Here is an 18,508-nt window from a genome sequence, read left to right as displayed (position 1 = left end):
AGGTTGCTATATTGGGAGATATATTATCGATTTACCAACAAAAATGGATATTAATAAATAAAGCGAGCTTAATAAAATTAAGCTCGTTTTATTTATTTTGCTTAAGAAAGAAATGGAACAGTGGTATATATGATACCTGCCCCATCATACTCTCCTGTCGCAAAGTATGAAAATGTAAAGAAACCTGTAACCGTAAAAATTACAATAAGAAAAAGTGCGAAGATAAATTTTAACATGTAAGGTCCCCTCATCCAAAAATAACTTCATACATTATTATAGTATACGAATATTTTATTTCCAATTGTTTACTGGTTAAAAATGAGAAGTCAGACATGTTTTGTATGTTGTAATGGAATGATTATTTGTAATGGATTTTGTGTTTTTTGTAAATGTCATGTTGTGATGGACGTGTGCATACTCCCAATCATGATCATTAAAATTTATGTTTCGGGGAGGGAGAAGTGGGACGACATCGAACAAGTTGACGAAACGAAAGCTACTAGCTACTTGTAGTTTATAATAATTTCGAAAAGCGATATCTCCTACTTTTGGAGAAGCGAATGTATAAAGTCCATACTGTGCGAAGGCAGTATTTATACGTGCATCTAATATGTGTAATGTGGCAAGCGCGCCACCTAGACTATGCCCAGTAGCTAGCAGTTTTTTATGTGCTGGCAATGATACGAGCATATCCATAATAGAATCACGACAAGACTCATAAATAGAGAGAAAACCGTTATGGACATTTCCGCCATTTAAAGCATAAGGATAAGGTTTTTGATTGACGAGAGAATCAATAATCCAATCTGGATCTGTTTGAGTGCCTCTGAAGGCAACAATAATTGTATCCTCAGATTCTAATATAAATCCGAACCATTCTGTTGTTTGAATGGCCTTTCCTTGAAACCCTTGTACATATTGAAAACCATCTGGTATTTCGAAAATGCCATTTTGTTTATATTGTTCATACGTTAACTCACAACAAGAAGCTAACAGTATGGCAGTGTCTTTATCAAAGGATAAAGGAGTACGCATTAAGGAAGCCCTCCTTAAGAAAAAGTATAGTTTAATATATGCAGTGAGGAACTTGATTCATTCTTTTGGAGGTGGGGAATAGCTTATATCGCTTATCTAAATCAGTGGAGGAAATTATAACGTCAAAATAAAACAGTGCCTGATAAGGGCACTGTTTACTCTTTTTCATCTCAAGGAATCGACTTTTTTAGTTATTCTTAATGAACTGACGCATGCGTTAGTTGCATAAGTAAGAGGTTTGAAAAAATAGCCTGTATATATTTGAACGATGAATAACTTACCTATTTTCTTGTGTTTGTTTACACTATATACAGAAAAATTTGAAAAACAAAACGTATTATTTATCTGTTTGTTTTTGCTTCTTTTTCAAATACTCCGTACGCAATTTTTCAAGTTGTTGCTTTTTATCAAATTTGGCAGGTTTCTGTTTTTCATGGAACTTTGCCACAGCTACCTGACTTTTGGAATCCAATTGATATTTTCCCACTTTGTTCACCTACTTTTCTTGTCTCTAAAGAGAATCTATTCAACAAATATAATATACCTTATTTTCCTGAAGTAAACCTTATTACTTTATTTTAACTGCTTTTTCTCGTTTGTAGACGTAAATTAAAACACCCTTTCACTGCATTACTGCAAGCAAGGGTGTTTTAATTTTATTATTTTATTAGTTGATGGCCATGCCTACATAAGGGCACAGTTTACTCTTTCCCATCTAATAAACGACCAAGTCCACCTTACACTACCTTCGCCAGTACTTTGCGCTGCTGGGCTTGTAAGGCGTGCTGCTAAGCGGCTAAGTGTTAAGGACTGAATCCAAACTGTTCCAGGACCTTCTAATGTTGCGAAGAATAAACCCTCGCCGCCAAATAGAGCTGTTTTTACTTTACCGACGAACTCGACATCATAGTTAATGTCTTTTGTCATAGCAACGAGACAACCTGTATCAATGCGAAGTTTCTCACCAGGTTTTAATTCACGTTTATATACAGTTCCACCTGCGTGCATGAAAGCAAGGCCATCACCTTCAAGTTTCTGCATGATGAAACCTTCACCACCGAAGAAACCAGTTCCTATTTTTTTCGTAAATTCAATTCCGATGGAAACACCTTTTGCGGCACAAAGAAAGGCATCTTTTTGACAAACTACTTTTCCTTGATACTCTGTTAAATCTACAGGAATAATTTTACCAGGATAAGGAGCAGCAAATGAGACGTGGCGCTTGCCGTGACCTGTATTTGTAAATACAGTCATAAACATACTTTCGCCTGTAACGAGACGTTTACCAGCGCCCATTAATTTTCCGAATAAACCTCCAGATGGGCCAGAACCATCACCGAAGATTGTTTCCATTTCTATGTAATCTTCCATCATCATCATTGCGCCAGCTTCTGCAATCACGCTCTCTTCTGGATCTAACTCAATTTCAACAAACTGCATATCATCGCCATATAACTTATACTCGATTTCGTGTGCTCTCATTTTTTTCACCTCGTATGTAATAGATACTTATATTGTACAGAATTTAATAGGATTAGAATACTTTAGTTCTGTTAATTTTCAAATAAAGTGGAACCAGCCAAAACTGATTATCAGCTCCCGCCAATCAAGCTGTCCACAAATGGCGGGATAATATATGAATATGGAAATTCAACATTATATTAAAATTATAAAAAAATGATGGAATGAAAGTGTTCTCATTTGACGTTTTGGATATAGCGTGATATAGTGAAATCACTATTGAGCTACATAATGTGGTACGGAAATAAAGCACGTTGAATTAAAGGCTGTAAGCTTGTTATACATTCATGTCCTTTATATCCACCTTTTCATGTGGATTCATAGTTTCATTTTTATTTAGGAGGTACATGACATGCAAACAGGTAAAGTTAAATGGTTCAACAGCGAAAAAGGTTTCGGTTTCATCGAAGTTGAAGGTGGAGACGATGTATTCGTTCACTTCTCAGCTATCCAAGGTGACGGATTCAAAACTTTAGAAGAAGGTCAAGAAGTTTCTTTCGAAATCGTTGAAGGTAACCGTGGACCACAAGCTGCTAACGTTACAAAAAACTAATTAGCTAGCGATAAAAAGCATTCCGATTTTCGGAATGCTTTTTTTTATTCTTTGGAACTAGATTCATTTGAAGATAATTCACCTTTGAAGGTACGTTCTTCAAAATCATCAAGCATTTGTTCATATTCTTCATGCTCTTCTGTAGCGAAAACTTGTGGGTTTTTCCCGTACATATCCGTACCGATAAAGTTTTCAAAATCCTCCACGTAGCCTACGTTTTCTTCACTATTTACATACATGCCATTATAGTTTTTTGAATCTTGTCTTTCTAAATCAGACGGCGTTTCAGATGTTCCGTAATTTGCGACATCTTGCCACGCATCTTCCGCATCGTACTCAACAGAATTGTCCTCATCATGCTTGTGGAAAGAAGGAGACAACACTTCTTCTTCAACTGGTCGTGTATTCATATTTAACTTATTTGTCGCGTGCTGGATGCATGTTGTAGCAGTCGGCATTGCTTCCAATCTTTCAAATGGAATCTCTTCGCCAGACACTTCGCAAATGCCGTACGTACCCGCTTCTATTTTTTGCAAGGCATGTTTCGTGTCCTCAAGCTGTTTATGCCAAAGTTCAATAAGCCCGAAGTCTTTTTCCCGTTCATATAGCTCTGTAGCCATATCACCTGGATGGTTGTCATAGCTAGACAGTTCTCCTACTGAGTCACGTTCAGAAGCACGATCTGTATTTTCATGAGTTTGTATCGTTTGCTCTAGTTCTTGTTTTTGTTTTTCTAAAATGGATTTAAATTGACCTACTTGTTGTGGAGTTAACATAGTCGTCCACCTTCCTACAATTCAGTTTCTTTACATAGTATGAGCGTTGAGAGTAGGAATTATGAGATGAATTTTAGATATGAAAAAGGAGCCGCATAAGCAGCTCCTTTTATAGAAAGTATCCAAGTAATAATCCGATTCCCATTAGGAAACCGAAGATTGTATTTGTTTTTGCTGTTGCAATCATCGCAGGTACCATTTCCATCGGAATGCTTTTGCCGATAAAGCCTTTCGTCGCTTTAAATGCTTTCGGCGCACTTAAAAATACGATAAGCATCCATGGTGATACGATGCCCACGATAATTAAAGCAATTGTCCAAATGTAGGAAACGATGAACATCGAAGCAAGTACACCAACCGCTCGCTCGCGTCCAACGAGAATTGCTAACGTTTTACGACCGTTTTCTTTATCGCCATCCAAGTCACGAATATTATTGGCTAGTAAAATGGCACCAATTAAAATGGAGCTTGGAATAGATAGTAAAATGACTTCTGATGTTACAGTTCCAGTTTGAATAAAGAATGAAATCCCAATAATAATGACACCCATAAATAATCCGGCTGTCAACTCTCCAAATGGTGTATATGCAATTGGAAGTGGGCCACCTGTATAAAGGTAAGCAACGGCCATACAAACAAGACCGATTGCAGCAAGCCACCAGCTAGAATTTATACAAATATAAACACCTAATAGTATTGCGATGCCGAAAAATCCAAATGCTAAGTTAAGCACTGTTTTTGGCTGAATGCCATCGCGAACGATAGCGCCGCCGATACCAACTGAACCTTCGTGATCGAGTCCTCTTTTATAATCAAAGTATTCATTAAACATGTTTGTTGCTGCTTGAATGAGAAGACAAGCAAGAAGCATCATAAGGAAAAGAGGAAGATGTATTTGATTTATACCTCCGACCTGCATCGAATATGCTGTTCCGATGAAAACAGGTACGAAAGCGGCTGTTAATGTATGGGGACGTAGTAAACTCCACCAGATGCGCCAGCCTGTTTGCTTACTTGGCTTTGGCGCCGTAGGAGAGGAATTCGTTTTGACGTTCATTTCCATGTTGAATCCTCCTTTGGTCACATATTGTACACAACTAAGTGTAGAAAAAGCATCATTTAGTGTCAACGTTTATTTTCTAGGAAGAGAAGGTGAATTTCTCAGAAATGCTAAACGTTGACAGGCCTTTCGTTTGAGGTGTATCTTAAAATCAAGCGTAATTATGACTATTTTTCGCCCATAGGGGGGAGACAATTGTGATTCAAACGAAACAAAAAGGCTTGCAAGAAGTTCTTATTGCAGCTATCAAGCGTGCAACTAACGAAAAAACATTGGTTAGTTTTGTAAAACAAATAGACTGGGTGGATCCGCTTCTGTTCTATGCAGCAGGAAAAAGGATTTCATTCGAAAATAGATGTTATTTTGCAGACCCGGCTCAGCATGTAATATTTGCAGGAATTGGCTCTGTTTTCACTATAGCAAATTCTTCTCATAAGCGCTTTCAAACCGCTCGCGACGAGTGGGAGAAAGTAAAAGAGAATGCATTTGTCCAAAGAGATGAATATGAATTTGGAACGGGTCCGCTTTTATTTGGTGGTTTTTCCTTTGATCCAGAAAAAGAGAAAACGGACCTATGGAAAGAATTTAAAGATACGACATTTTCACTACCAGCATTTTTATTAACTGTAAAAAATGAAAAAGCATGGTTAACGATGAATACATTTGTTTCAGCAACAGATTGTGCAGAAACTCTTTCTAACGAAATGATTTCTTTAGAAGAGAAGATTTTGGGAGAGAGTAAATGTGCGCTAAACGGATCGAAATTGACTGTTATTTCTAAAGTAGAAGTGGATCCGAAAGGCTGGATGAAAGCAATTGAAAAAGTACAAGATGAGATGAAGCAGGGTAACGTGCAGAAGGTTGTATTGGCGAGGGAACTAAAAGTAGAGATGAATCAGTCGATTGATTCTGCTCTTGTTTTAGAAGCACTTCGCATTGGTCAACCGGATTGTTACGTATTTTCTTTTGATTATAAAGGAGCATGCTTCTTAGGAGCGACGCCTGAGAGATTAATTCGCAAAGAAGATGAGAAATTTACATCGATGTGTCTTGCGGGTTCAATCGGTCATGGTCATTCTATAGAAGAAAGTAAGCGAAATAGTAATGCGCTTCTTCATGATGAAAAGAATTTAGCTGAACATGGGTATGTTGTTAACATGATCCGCTCGGTACTAAATGAACATTGCGAATACGTTAATATTCCGGAAAGCCCAGGTTTATTAACAACGAAAAACTTAATTCACTTATATACGCCTGTAGAAGCAAAAGGCGATGCGAGTCTTTTAACAATGGTAGAAGAATTACATCCAACACCAGCTCTTGGCGGGACACCTCGTTTGGAAGCGATGAAACTGATCCGTGATGTTGAATTGTTAGACAGAGGGTTGTATGGTGCACCAATTGGCTGGATAGATGATGAAGGAAATGGTGAATTTGCGGTTGCGCTGCGCTGCGGATTATTAAACGGCGAGAAAGCATCCTTATTTGCCGGTTGTGGTATTGTAATTGATTCAATCCCGCAGCTTGAATATGAAGAAACAAGTTTGAAGTTTAGACCGATGCTTGGTGCTTTGGAGGAATTAATGAAATGAACAATCATATAGAAGCATTATCATATTATTTAGGCGCGTTCGTGGATGAACTGACGCGTCTAGATGTATGTGATGTTGTCATTAGTCCAGGCTCACGGTCAACGCCGATTGCTTTACTAATGGAACAACACGAAGGAATGAACACATATTTACATGTGGATGAAAGATCAGCAGGATTTTTCGCGCTCGGTATTGCGAAAGCAAAAAAACGCCCAGTAGCATTATTATGTACGTCAGGAACAGCAGCAGCGAACTATTATCCAGCTGTATGTGAAGCTTTTCATTCAAGGGTCCCACTTATCGTCTTAACAGCGGATAGACCGCATGAATTAAGAGATGTGGGTGCACCACAAGCAATGAATCAATTTAATTTATACGGTACTTTTGTGAAACAATTTACAGAGATGGCACTGCCAGAAGCAAGTGAAGCGATGTATCATTACGCTCGTATGACGACGCAGCGTATAGTAGCAAATGCTTGTTTAGCGCCGCAGGGTCCTGTTCATCTTAATTTTCCAGTTCGCGAGCCACTTATCCCTGATTTCTCACTAGAAAGCTTATGGGATAAAGGACGTAGTGAATATACAGGAGTAGTTCAGCAAGGAAACGCGGTGATGCCGAGTGAATATGTAGATTCTCTTGTAGGGCGCCTTTCACATATGGAAAAGGGGCTTATTATTTGTGGAGATGATAGTCATGCAGAAATTGCAATGTTTGCAACGCAACTAGCTGAAAAAACTGGCTATCCTATATTAGCAGACCCACTTTCTAATATTCGTAGCGGACACCACGATAAAACGATGGTAATTGACTGTTATGATACATTTTTACGAAATGAAAAGTTAAAAGAAACATGGAAACCGGACGTTTTAATTCGCTTTGGTGGTATGCCTGTTTCTAAATCATTAACGCAGTTCATAAAAAAACAAACAAAAGCAGTTCATATCGTTGTCGATGAATCAGGACAATGGAGAGATCCAGCTCTTGTTGCGACAGAAGTTGTGCAAGCAAGTGACATTGAATTCTGCAAGGCATTAATAGAAAAAATGCCAGTTATGAAAAAGAATGATTGGTCCCTAATGTGGCAACATATAAACGAAAAAACGAAGGAAACGCTTCGTGAAATGGAAACATATGAAACTGCATTTGAAGGAAAGGTTATTACAGATATTGTGCGCGTATTACCAGAAGACGCAACGTTATTTGCGAGCAATAGTATGCCAATTCGTGATACAGACTCATTCTTCTTCACATCGGATAAAAACATCCATGTGATGGCAAACCGTGGTGTAAATGGTATTGATGGAATCATTTCGACAGCTCTAGGAGCAAGCGTTATTTGCGACCCACTTGTATTAGTAATTGGTGATTTATCATTTTATCACGATTTAAATGGACTGTTAGCAGCGAAATTACATGAATTAAATATAACAATTGTCGTTGTAAATAATGATGGTGGGGGTATTTTCTCATTCTTACCACAGTATGAGAAAAAGGAACATTTTGAATCATTATTTGGAACACCAATTGGACTTGATTATGAGCATGTTGTCAAAATGTACGGCGGTTCATTTAGCCGTGTAAATGGTTGGGAGCAATTCCGAGAAGAAGTTCGAAAAGGAACGACGACAGAAGGTTTACACGTTGTGGAAATTTGTACGAATCGTGATGAAAACTTAACATTGCACCGTACGTTATGGGCAAAAACACAGGACGTAATTACTACATCGTTGCAAGGTGAATCAAAATGAACGTAACGCTGCAAGGTGTATCGTATGAATATGAAGTAGTCGGAAGCGGGGAACCACTTCTACTTCTTCATGGTTTTACGGGAAGCATGGAAACGTGGCGTTCTTTTATCTCTTCATGGAGTGAGCAGTTTCAAGTTATTGTAGTGGATCTTGTTGGACACGGAAAGACTGAGAGTCCTGAAGATGTTGCGTATTATGATATCCGAAATGTGGCATTGCAAATGAAAGAACTATTAGATTACCTTCATATTGAAAAAGCACATATACTTGGCTATTCAATGGGCGGTAGATTGGCGATTACGATGGCATGTCTATATCCAGATTATGTACACTCTCTTTTATTAGAAAATTGTACAGCTGGGCTCGAAAACGAAGCAGATAGAAAAGAACGTCGTGAAAAAGATGATCGACTTGCCGATAAAATTGAGCGAGAAGACATAGAAAGTTTTGTATCTATGTGGGAAAATATTCCGATTTTTGAAACGCAAAAACGTTTAGCAAAAAACGTACAAGAAGCGGTGCGAAAAGAACGACTTGCTAACAATCCAAAAGGACTTGCAAATAGCTTGCGCGGCATGGGAACGGGGGCTCAGCCTTCATGGTGGGATGAGCTGAAAAACTTAAAAATACCTGTTCTTTTAATGAACGGAGAGTATGATGAAAAGTTCTTTCGTATATTAAAAAATATTGAAAAATGCATCTCTGACGCGAAATTTGTCAAAATTGATGGTGCTGGCCATGCAATTCATGTGGAACAACCGGAAAAGTTTGATACAATAGTAAAGGGATTTCTAAAAACTATGCAGTGATGCTTTTTTCAGTTAAGAATGAAGTTACACTTATAGAGGAGATCAGAAATATACAAGGAGGTAGTTGTAATGGCTATTGAATGGGTAAAAGAAGGCAATTACGAAGATATTATTTATTCAACATACAATGGTATCGCAAAGATTTCGATTAACCGCCCTGAAGTACATAACGCATTCCGTCCTAAAACGGTAATGGAGTTAATCGACGCTTTTGCACAAGCTCGTGATGATGCAAATGTTGGCGTTATCATTTTAACAGGTGAAGGTGGACGTGCATTCTGTTCTGGCGGCGACCAAAAAGTTCGCGGTCATGGTGGATATGTAGGTGACGACCAAATCCCTCGTTTAAACGTATTAGACTTACAACGTCTAATTCGCGCAATTCCTAAACCAGTTATCGCAATGGTAGCAGGTTATGCAATCGGTGGTGGACACGTACTTCATATCGTATGTGACTTAACAATCGCTGCAGACAACGCTGTATTCGGACAAACAGGTCCTAAAGTAGGAAGCTTTGACGGTGGATACGGAGCTGGTTACTTAGCTCGTATGGTAGGCCACAAGAAAGCTCGCGAAATTTGGTACCTATGCCGTCAATATAGTGCTCAAGAAGCACTTGATATGGGCTTAGTAAACACTGTAGTACCATTAGAAGAGCTTGAAGCAGAAACAGTACAATGGGCACAAGAAATTTTAGCAAACAGCCCAATGGCACTTCGTTTCCTAAAAGCTGCATTCAACGCAGACACAGACGGTCTAGCTGGTATTCAACAACTAGCTGGAGATGCAACGTTATTGTACTACACAACTGACGAAGCAAAAGAAGGTCGCGACGCATTCAAAGAAAAACGCAGTCCGGACTTCGGTCAATTCCCTCGTTTCCCGTGATCAAACCAAAAGCGGAAGCGGCTTGCTTAGAACAAGAGGGCGTTGGAACTCCTGACGTAGAGGCGCTTTTTGCCTCGTAGGAAGGCGTGAAACGACCGACTGTTCTAGCCGCTGTAGCTGGATGAGACCAAAAGCGAAAGCAGCTCGTTCAGAATGTGAGGGGGATGGAGCTTCTGACGTAGAGGCGCTTTTTGCCTCGTAGGAAGAAGTGAAGCCACCGAGCATTCTAGCTGCTGTAGCTGGATGTTTTAAAAGCGGAGCCGACTGTTTAGCCTCGTAGGCTAAGGTTCTTTCGCACAGAAAGTGTTTTTTACTTTCTCGTGCGGAAGGTTCTTAGACGGAAGGGGCTAGGAGGCGCAGCTGGATAAGACCAAACCGGAAACAAAACAACTAAGAGACTTGATATCATATCAAGTCTCTTTCTTTCATGAAAGGAGAATGAATGATGGAGACGATGCCAAATTGGTTAATGCAACGTGCATTTTTAACACCAGATCGCACTGCAATTGAAATAGAGGAAGAGAAAGTTACTTTTATGGAGCTGCATGAAAAAGTAGTATCTGTTTGTGAACACCTCACGCATGTTGGAGTGGAGCGAGGGCAAAAGGTGGCTGTTCTGATGAAAAATGGTATGGAGATGATTACAGTTATTCACGCCCTATCTTATGTAGGTGCAGTAGCTGTGCTTTTAAATACGCGTCTTTCAAGAGAAGAGCTACTTTGGCAAATGGATGATGCTGAAGTTGTTTGTTTAGTAACGGATCAAGATTTTGATGCTAAAGATGTTCCTGTTTATTCATTAGCCGAAGTGATGAATGGACCAAAAGAGGAAGCCTCTATACAAGAAGAGTTTTCTTTAGAAGAAGCGATGACAATTATTTATACGTCTGGGACGACAGGCAAACCGAAAGGCGTTATTTTAACGTACGGCAATCATTGGGCAAGCGCAGTCGGTTCGTCGCTTAATTTAGGACTTCGTGATGATGATTGTTGGTTAGCCTGCATGCCGATGTTCCATGTTGGCGGGCTATCTCTTTTAATGAAAAACATTATGTATGGCATGCGTATTTTACTTGTTCCGAAATATGATGCTGATTTTATTCATAAAGCACTTCAAACGAGAGGAGTAACAATTATTTCTGTCGTTTCTAAAATGTTAACTGATTTATTAGAGCGACTTGGGGCAGAGACATATCCATCTTCTTTACGATGCATGTTACTTGGCGGAGGACCAGCGCCAAAACCACTATTAGAAGCATGTGTAGAAAAAGGAATTCCTGTATATCAAACGTACGGTATGACAGAAACATCTTCGCAAATTTGTACGTTATCCGCAGATTACATGTTAACGAAAGTAGGATCAGCTGGAAAACCACTATTTCAGTGCCAACTTCGTATTGAAAAAGATGGCGTAGTAGTACCGCCGTTAGTAGAAGGCGAGATCGTAGTAAAAGGACCGAACGTAACAGGCGGTTACTTTAACCGTGAAGATGCGACGCGAGAGACTATTCAAAACGGATGGCTTCATACTGGCGACCTCGGTTATTTAGACGAAGAAGGGTTTTTATACGTATTAGATCGCCGCAGTGATTTAATTATTTCTGGCGGAGAGAATATATACCCAGCTCAAATTGAAGAAGTGTTACTCTCCCATCCGGCAGTAGCGGAAGCTGGCGTTGTCGGTATGTCTGACGACAAATGGGGACAAGTACCAGCTGCTTTTGTTGTGAAAAGCGGGGCGGTAACAGAAGAAGAAATTCTTCATTTTTGCGAGGAGAAATTAGCGAAATATAAAGTGCCGAAGAAAGCATGTTTCTTAGAGGAATTACCACGTAACGCTTCGAAAAAATTGTTAAGACGAGAGTTAAGACAATTAGTGGAGGAGATGTAGGTGGAAATAAAAAAAGCGACACTGTATATAACGGAAATGCCACTCGTAATCCCGTTTGCTACAAGCTACGGGACTTACGAAAAGCGTGAGAGTATCGTTATTGAATTAGAGGATACGGACGGGTACATTGGATTTGGGGAAGTCGTTGCATTCTCTGAACCGTGGTATACGGAAGAAACGGTGAAGACAGCGCTGCATGTATTGCAAGACTTTTTAATACCTGATTTATTAAAGGCTGAAATTTCTCATCCGAATGAGGTACCGGGTCTATTTCAACATATAAAAAGAAACCGAATGGCAAAAGCCGGAATAGAGGGGGCTGTTTGGGATTTATATGCGAAGCGTCAAAAGAAATCGTTAGCGACATTGCTTGGCGGAACGAAGTCTGAAATTGAAGTCGGCGTTGTAATTGGCCTTAATACGATTCCAGTTATGTTAAAACAAATCGAGAAGTACGCGGAAGAAGGATACGAGCGTTTTAAAGTGAAAATAAAGCCAGAGCATGATTACGAATTATTGAAAGAGATTCGTAAAGAGTTCCCAGGTATCCCGTTAATGGCTGATGCAAACTCAGCATATACATTAGGGGATACGGAGAGGCTGAAACGACTAGATGAATTCCAATTAATGATGATTGAACAACCGTTAGCGGATTACGATTTTCTTGATCACGCAGAATTGCAAAAGAAAATTGAAACGCCGATTTGTTTAGATGAAAGTATTCATAGTTTAGAAGATGCACGCGTTGCGATTACGCTTGGCAGCTGCCAAATTGTGAACATTAAACCAGGGCGAGTGGGCGGATTAACAGAATCAATCCAAATCCATAATTATTGTATGGAACATAACGTACCCGTTTGGTGCGGTGGTATGGTAGAGATGGGGATTTCACGAGCGCAAAATGTTGCTCTTGCGTCATTGCCTAACTTTACGATTCCAGGAGATATATCTGCTTCTAGTAGACATTGGGAGCAGGATATTATTTGGCCGGAAGTGATGCTTGAGGGCGGGAAAGTGATGGTGCCGCAAAGCGTTGATGCTGAGTATGAAGTAGATCGCGGAAGATTGGAAGAAATTACGAAGCAGCGGATTGTGTTTGAGCGGTAAATGGAAGTTTCATTAGGATGCCCGCAAATAGCGAGAGGATTTTGTCGTTCATTGTCGGTAAGTCGATATATTTCAATAATTGCTGATATAATTTGAGTTACGGTCGATATAATTGGAAAATCGCTGATATAATTTTATTTACCAAGGTTACTCTAACGAGTAGCCTTTTTGTATTGTACAAATTGGATAGACTAGTTTACAATCGAGCGTATAAAAATGGAATGAAAAAGGGGGAGTAAAATGAAGCGCATTTCAATTTTAATAGCGGATGATGAGGCAGAAATTGCTGATTTAATTGAGATACATTTAGAAAAAGAAGGGTACCACGTCGTGAAAGCAGCTGATGGAGAAGAGGCAATTCATATTATTGAAACGCAGCCAATCGACTTGGTAATTTTAGATATTATGATGCCGAAAATGGATGGGTATGAGGTGACGCGTCAAATTCGCACGAAACATCATATGCCGATTATTTTTTTAAGCGCGAAAACTTCGGACTTTGATAAGGTGACAGGTCTTGTACTAGGCGCGGATGATTATATGACGAAGCCTTTCACACCGATTGAATTAGTTGCACGTGTAAATGCACAACTGCGTAGGTTTTTTACGTTAAATCAACCGAAAGTAGCGGAGAGTAAATCTGCTTTAGAACTAGGCGGAGTCGTAATTAATCCCGAGCGTAGGACGGTTGATGTATATGGTGAGCAAATTGAATTAACGCCGAAAGAGTTTGATATTTTATATTTATTAGCGAGTCATCCGAAGAAAGTGTACAATGTAGAAAATATTTTTCAGCACGTATGGGCAGACGATTATTATGAAGGTGGAAATACAGTAATGGTACATATTCGTACGTTGCGGAAGAAACTTGGAGAAGATAAAAGAAAGGATAAATTAATAAAAACAGTGTGGGGAGTAGGTTATACTTTTAATGGCTAATATGATGAAAAGTTTTCGATTTAAAATGATTGCCTTATTTGCGTTAAGTACGGTACTTGCAGCAACTGTAACTTATATAATTTATAAAGGATTGCAGCTGTATTATAAAACGATGGTTCGCTACGAAGAGCCTTTAGCACAATTTAGGTCAATGGTAAGGGAATTTGGAGACATTAATTTCTTTTTAATTTTCTTTATTCCGTTATCTATTATCTTTTTCTTCTTTTTGACAAAACCGTATTTAAAATACTTTGATGAAATTTCTAATGGGATTCATCATCTTGCGAACGGTAACTTTACGAATAAAGTTCAAGTTTCATCAAATGATGAGTTTGGAAATATCGCGCGTGAAATAAATGTTGCAAGTGAAAAGTTAAAAGAAGCTGTTGAAAGAGGAGACTTTGCTGAAAATAGTAAAGATCAGCTTGTTGTGAATTTAGCTCATGATTTAAGAACACCATTAACATCCGTGTTAGGATATTTAGATTTAATTCTTAAAGATGAAAATTTAACAAAAGAACAAATTAAACATTTCTCCACAATTGCATATACAAAATCGCAAAGACTGGAAAGTTTAATTGATGAGCTATTTGAAATTACACGTATGAATTATGGCATGCTAAATCTGGATAAAAAGCCGATTGATATAAGTGAGTTGCTTATACAGTTAGAGGAGGAATTGTATCCGTTATTAGAAAAACATCATTTAGAAGCTAGATTGAATGTGGCTCCTCATTTACCGATGCACGGTGATGGAAAATTGTTAGCTAGAGTATTTGAAAACTTGTTAACAAATGCCGTTCGTTACGGCTATGATGGACAATTTGTTGATATGAATGGGTATGTTGATAATGGAGAAGTTGTCGTACAAATTATGAATTACGGAGATAGCATCCCGGAAGAAGATTTACCGTATCTTTTTGATATGTTCTATACAGGTGATAAAGCAAGAACTGAGAACCGTGGCGGGACAGGCCTTGGACTATTTATTGCGAAAAATATTGTCGAGCAACATAACGGTACGATTTCTGCTGAGAGCAATGTAGTTAGAACGATATTTGAAGTACGATTGCCAAAAGACGAGAATGTAACAATTTAATAAAAATTTAAACTTTACCCCACTTTTTATTTTAATAGTTTTTTCTATTCTATACGTAAGTTACGTTAAGGAGGAACTAGAAATGAAAAAGTGGGTATTTATTTCTTTTTTTATAGTATGCACAGTATGTGTAGGCGTTTATATATCACCGTTATTTCAAAAGGAAATCGACGTTAAAATTGTCGGGAAAGATGAGCTAGTAAAGGCGGCAAACACCGATGGGAAAGAGATTACGAAGGAACAAATTTATAAGGGCGATTTATTATTAGTTAACAGGGATTACCCAGTAAAAAAAGATAGTATTAGGTCTGATATTATAAATGTAAATCATAATAGTGAATTAGTGAGAGGCTATGTAATATTTGATAGAAATCTTCGTTTATCAAAGGATGTTGTGAAAAAGTTTTTGAACGTTGTCGATGCGGCTGGAAAAGAAAGTGTTAACCATTTTTTGATTAGTAGTGGCTATAGAGACTTCCAAGAGCAAAAACAGCTATATGAAAAAATGGGATCTGATTATGCACTTCCAGCAGGATACAGTGAACATAACTTAGGATTATCACTGGACATTGGGTCTACTCAAAAGAAAATGGAGAAAGCGCCTGAAGGAAAATGGATTGAAGAGAACGTATGGAAGCATGGCTTTGTATTACGTTATCCGAAAAATAAAAGTAACATTACAGGCATTCAATATGAGCCATGGCATATACGTTATGTAGGCTTACCTCATAGCGCAATTATGCAAAAAAAGAATTTCACACTAGAGGAATATTTAGAGTTTTTAAAAGAGGAAAAAGAGATTTCAACTGAAGTCGAAGGTAAGAAATATACTGTTTCTTATTATAAAGTTTCTGAGAATATGAAAGTGAACGTGCCAGCAAACAAGCAGTATGAAATTTCCGGGAACAATATGGATGGGGTTATTGTGACGGTTCAGGAATAGAGAAAGAGGTTGTTCCGTTTGGAGCAACCTCTTCGTATATATAAGAAAGGGATTGATGTTTTTTGTCGGTAAATCGATATTCTTTGTCGAATCGTTGATATATTGTGAGTTACGGTAGATATAATTGAAAAATCGTTGATATATTGTAAGTTATGATAGATATATTCAAAAAATCGTTGATATAATTTCCTATACTATTAGCATTTTGGAGGAGCATCTTTTTATTCGATTTTAAACATTATAACGTTATATTTACTTCTCCCTTTTTTTGTGTTACGCTAAACGTGTGAAAGAGATATAAAAATGAAACTTTAATGTAAGCGTATTCTTATGGCTTCTTATAGAAAAGGGTGGAAGTACAATGACAGAACGATTCGTACTACGTAATGTGAAACGTGTGAACGGGGAAGAGATTGACATTGTAATTGAAAATAATAAAATCGCACAGGTGACGAAAGCTGGTGCTGGCGAGGGTGGAAGGATTCTTGATTACTCTGGTACTTACGTATCGAGTGGCTGGATTGATTTACACGTTCATGCTTTTCCAGAGTTTGATCCGTATGGCGATGAAGTGGATGAAATTGGCGTTAAGCAAGGGGTAACGACAATTGTTGATGCGGGTAGCTGCGGAGCTGATCGCATTGCAGATTTAGTAAAAAGTAGAGAACAGGCAAAAACGAATTTATTTGCCTTTTTGAATATTTCTCGCATCGGTTTGAAACGAATTGATGAATTATCCAATATGGAATGGATAGATAAAGAGAAAGTGATAGAAGCAGTAGAAAAGTATAAAGATGTAATCGTTGGGTTAAAGGCGAGAATGAGTAAAAGCGTCGTTTGTGATAGTGGAATTGAACCGCTGCATGTAGCGCGCTCTTTATCCCGTGAAACATCATTACCGATTATGGTACATATCGGTTCAGCGCCTCCTCGCATTGAGGAAGTTGTACCTCTTTTAGAAAAAGATGATGTTATTACACATTACTTAAACGGGAAAGAAAATAATTTATTTGATGAAGAAGGCAAACCGCTACCTGTGTTACTAGATGCAGTGAATCGTGGCGTACATTTAGATGTTGGTCACGGTAATGCTAGTTTTTCTTTTAAAGTAGCAGAAGCAGCGAAGCGTCATGGTATTGCCTTTCATACAATTAGTACAGATATTTACCGAAAGAACCGTATACACGGTCCAGTGTATAGTATGGCTCATGTTCTTTCGAAATTCCTTTACTTAGGTTATCCGCTAGAAGAAGTGATTGATGCGGTTACGAAAAATGCGGCAGAGTGGCTTAAGAAACCAGAGCTTGGCCGTATTCAAGAAGGAGATATTGCAAACTTAACTTTATTTACGGTTAAAGATGAGAAGGTTACGTTAATTGATTCAGAAGGGGATCAGCGCATTGCTGAAAGAAGGATTGATACGAAAGGGGTTGTAATTAATGGGTCATTCATTGAATGCTAAGTACGGATTAAAAAGAGTAATTAATGCGAGCGGTAGAATGAGTATTTTAGGTGTATCTGCTCCTACAGATACGGTAATGGATGCGATGAAACATGGTGGACAAAATTATGTGGAAATTGCTGATTTAGTAGATAAAGCAGGAGACCATATTGCGAGAATTCTAGATTCAGAGGCAGCGGTCGTTGTGAATTCAGCATCGAGCGGAATTGCGCTTTCTATCGCTGGTATCGTTACAGAAGGAAATCGCCGTAAAAGTGAAAGACTTCATCAAGAAGTAATCGCGAAAAACGAAGTGATTATGTTAAAAGGTCATAACGTTCAATACGGTGCTCCTGTTGAAACGATGATTTACTTAGGCGGCGGTAAACTTGTAGAAGTTGGCTATGCAAATGAAGGGAAAGCAGAACATATTGAAGATGCAATTGGTGAAAATACAGCAGCGATTCTGTATGTGAAATCACATCATGCAGTGCAAAAAAATATGATTTCTGTTGAAGAAGCATGGGAAGTTGCGCAGCGAAATAAAGTACCGCTTATCGTGGATGCAGCAGCTGAAGAAGACATTCAAAAATATGTGAAGTATTCAGATCTTGCTATTTATAGCGGTTCAAAGGCGATTGAAGGACCTACTTCTGGTATTGTGGGCGGTAAAAGAAAGTATATTGAATGGCTGAAAGTGCAATTACATTGTATCGGAAGAAGCATGAAAGTTGGGAAAGAAACAACATTTGGCTTACTTCAAGCGCTTGATGAGTACGGAGTAAAAGAAGATAAGAGCGAGCAAGAAAAAGAATTGCTACAAGTACTTATGCCGCTAAAAGAATTAAATGGTGTAAATGTAACGATCGTTCAAGATGAAGCTGGAAGAGCAATCTTTAGAGCACGTATTCATATTAACGAAAAAGAGTTAAATAAATCGGCAAAAGACGTTGTGGCTGCATTACGCGACGGGGAAATTGCAATTTACACACGTGATTACGGAGTAAGACAAGGGTTCTTTGATATCGATCCACGTCCACTTCAAGGTGATGACATACATGTAATTGAAGAAAAAATGAGAGAAATTGTAGGGGGAAACTAAA

17 protein-coding genes and 1 pseudogene are annotated in these 18,508 nt (G+C 38.5%); 12 read left to right on the top strand and 6 right to left on the bottom strand.

All coding sequences use genetic code 11. From position 1 onward, the window contains the following. Positions 1-101: 101 nt before the first annotated feature. From BLT20_RS31070 to BLT20_RS16225, 4 genes and pseudogenes are all read right to left on the bottom strand, one after another. Positions 102-236, bottom strand: coding sequence for a hypothetical protein (locus BLT20_RS31070; protein ID WP_000911075.1), 135 nt, complete (start codon positions 234-236; stop codon positions 102-104). 76 nt (positions 237-312) lie between these two features. Continuing rightward, positions 313-1,035 carry a lipase family protein gene (locus BLT20_RS16235; RefSeq protein WP_001260111.1) on the bottom strand — a complete coding sequence of 241 codons (723 nt, stop codon included), beginning with the start codon at positions 1,033-1,035 and terminating at the stop codon, positions 313-315. Positions 1,036-1,372: 337 nt separating this feature from the next. Next, positions 1,373-1,522 (bottom strand): hypothetical protein, encoded by a 150-nt coding sequence (locus BLT20_RS30590; protein WP_000521639.1) that lies wholly within the window; start codon positions 1,520-1,522, stop codon positions 1,373-1,375. A gap of 214 nt (positions 1,523-1,736) precedes the next feature. Continuing rightward, positions 1,737-2,517, bottom strand: a pseudogene (locus tag BLT20_RS16225) (TIGR00266 family protein). A gap of 391 nt (positions 2,518-2,908) precedes the next feature. On the opposite strand from BLT20_RS16225, the gene cspD reads away from it, so the two are divergent. Next, positions 2,909-3,109 carry a cold-shock protein CspD gene (cspD, locus tag BLT20_RS16220; protein ID WP_001193054.1) on the top strand — a complete coding sequence of 67 codons (201 nt, stop codon included), beginning with the start codon at positions 2,909-2,911 and terminating at the stop codon, positions 3,107-3,109. Positions 3,110-3,153: 44 nt separating this feature from the next. Here cspD and BLT20_RS16215 read toward each other — a convergent pair whose 3' ends face one another. Both BLT20_RS16215 and BLT20_RS16210 read right to left on the bottom strand, forming a co-directional pair. Further along, on the bottom strand, positions 3,154-3,885 hold the full coding sequence (locus BLT20_RS16215) for a yteA family sporulation protein (RefSeq protein WP_000957396.1): 732 nt from the start codon (positions 3,883-3,885) through the stop codon (positions 3,154-3,156). A gap of 109 nt (positions 3,886-3,994) precedes the next feature. After that, positions 3,995-4,948 carry a 1,4-dihydroxy-2-naphthoate polyprenyltransferase gene (locus BLT20_RS16210; RefSeq protein WP_000425766.1) on the bottom strand — a complete coding sequence of 318 codons (954 nt, stop codon included), beginning with the start codon at positions 4,946-4,948 and terminating at the stop codon, positions 3,995-3,997. A gap of 194 nt (positions 4,949-5,142) precedes the next feature. Between BLT20_RS16210 and BLT20_RS16205 the strand changes: the two genes are divergently transcribed. From BLT20_RS16205 to BLT20_RS16150, 11 genes are all read left to right on the top strand, one after another. Continuing rightward, the gene (locus BLT20_RS16205; RefSeq protein ID WP_000616739.1) at positions 5,143-6,537 is read left to right on the top strand and encodes an isochorismate synthase; all 1,395 of its coding nucleotides are present in this window, start codon (positions 5,143-5,145) and stop codon (positions 6,535-6,537) included. Then, positions 6,534-8,288: a 2-succinyl-5-enolpyruvyl-6-hydroxy-3-cyclohexene-1-carboxylic-acid synthase gene (menD, locus tag BLT20_RS16200; RefSeq protein WP_001059195.1), complete on the top strand. Its 1,755-nt coding sequence runs from the start codon at positions 6,534-6,536 to the stop codon at positions 8,286-8,288. The genes BLT20_RS16205 and menD overlap by 4 nt, the downstream gene beginning before the upstream one ends. Beyond that, positions 8,285-9,097, top strand: a complete 813-nt coding sequence (gene menH, locus BLT20_RS16195) for a 2-succinyl-6-hydroxy-2,4-cyclohexadiene-1-carboxylate synthase (RefSeq protein WP_061685114.1) — start codon at positions 8,285-8,287, stop codon at positions 9,095-9,097. Before menD ends, menH begins: the two co-directional genes overlap by 4 nt. Before the next feature lie 69 nt (positions 9,098-9,166). Then, positions 9,167-9,985, top strand: a complete 819-nt coding sequence (gene menB, locus BLT20_RS16190) for a 1,4-dihydroxy-2-naphthoyl-CoA synthase (RefSeq protein ID WP_000963885.1) — start codon at positions 9,167-9,169, stop codon at positions 9,983-9,985. A 445-nt stretch (positions 9,986-10,430) separates the two neighbouring features. After that, the gene (locus BLT20_RS16185; RefSeq protein WP_000449573.1) at positions 10,431-11,876 is read left to right on the top strand and encodes an o-succinylbenzoate--CoA ligase; all 1,446 of its coding nucleotides are present in this window, start codon (positions 10,431-10,433) and stop codon (positions 11,874-11,876) included. After that, the gene (gene menC / locus BLT20_RS16180) at positions 11,877-12,983 is read left to right on the top strand and encodes an o-succinylbenzoate synthase (protein WP_000403318.1); all 1,107 of its coding nucleotides are present in this window, start codon (positions 11,877-11,879) and stop codon (positions 12,981-12,983) included. It begins immediately after the preceding gene. 240 nt (positions 12,984-13,223) lie between these two features. Then, on the top strand, positions 13,224-13,922 hold the full coding sequence (locus BLT20_RS16170) for a response regulator transcription factor (RefSeq protein WP_000822489.1): 699 nt from the start codon (positions 13,224-13,226) through the stop codon (positions 13,920-13,922). Then, entirely contained in the window at positions 13,915-15,021 is a 1,107-nt protein-coding gene (locus BLT20_RS16165; RefSeq protein ID WP_000002611.1) for a sensor histidine kinase, read from the top strand. Before BLT20_RS16170 ends, BLT20_RS16165 begins: the two co-directional genes overlap by 8 nt. Positions 15,022-15,103: 82 nt before the next feature. Further along, positions 15,104-15,964, top strand: a complete 861-nt coding sequence (locus tag BLT20_RS16160) for a D-Ala-D-Ala carboxypeptidase VanY (protein ID WP_000759406.1) — start codon at positions 15,104-15,106, stop codon at positions 15,962-15,964. A gap of 361 nt (positions 15,965-16,325) precedes the next feature. Beyond that, complete coding sequence (locus BLT20_RS16155) at positions 16,326-17,426, top strand: amidohydrolase/deacetylase family metallohydrolase (protein WP_000139972.1); 1,101 nt, start codon at positions 16,326-16,328, stop codon at positions 17,424-17,426. Continuing rightward, entirely contained in the window at positions 17,404-18,507 is a 1,104-nt protein-coding gene (locus BLT20_RS16150; protein WP_000510099.1) for a DgaE family pyridoxal phosphate-dependent ammonia lyase, read from the top strand. Before BLT20_RS16155 ends, BLT20_RS16150 begins: the two co-directional genes overlap by 23 nt. Position 18,508 lies beyond the last annotated feature (1 nt).

This window comes from Bacillus sp. cl96, assembly GCF_900100505.1.
GTDB lineage: Bacteria > Bacillota > Bacilli > Bacillales > Bacillaceae_G > Bacillus_A > Bacillus_A cereus.
The sequence above is the reverse complement of the archived record's forward strand: the minus strand, read 5'-3'. Positions and strand labels throughout refer to the sequence as shown.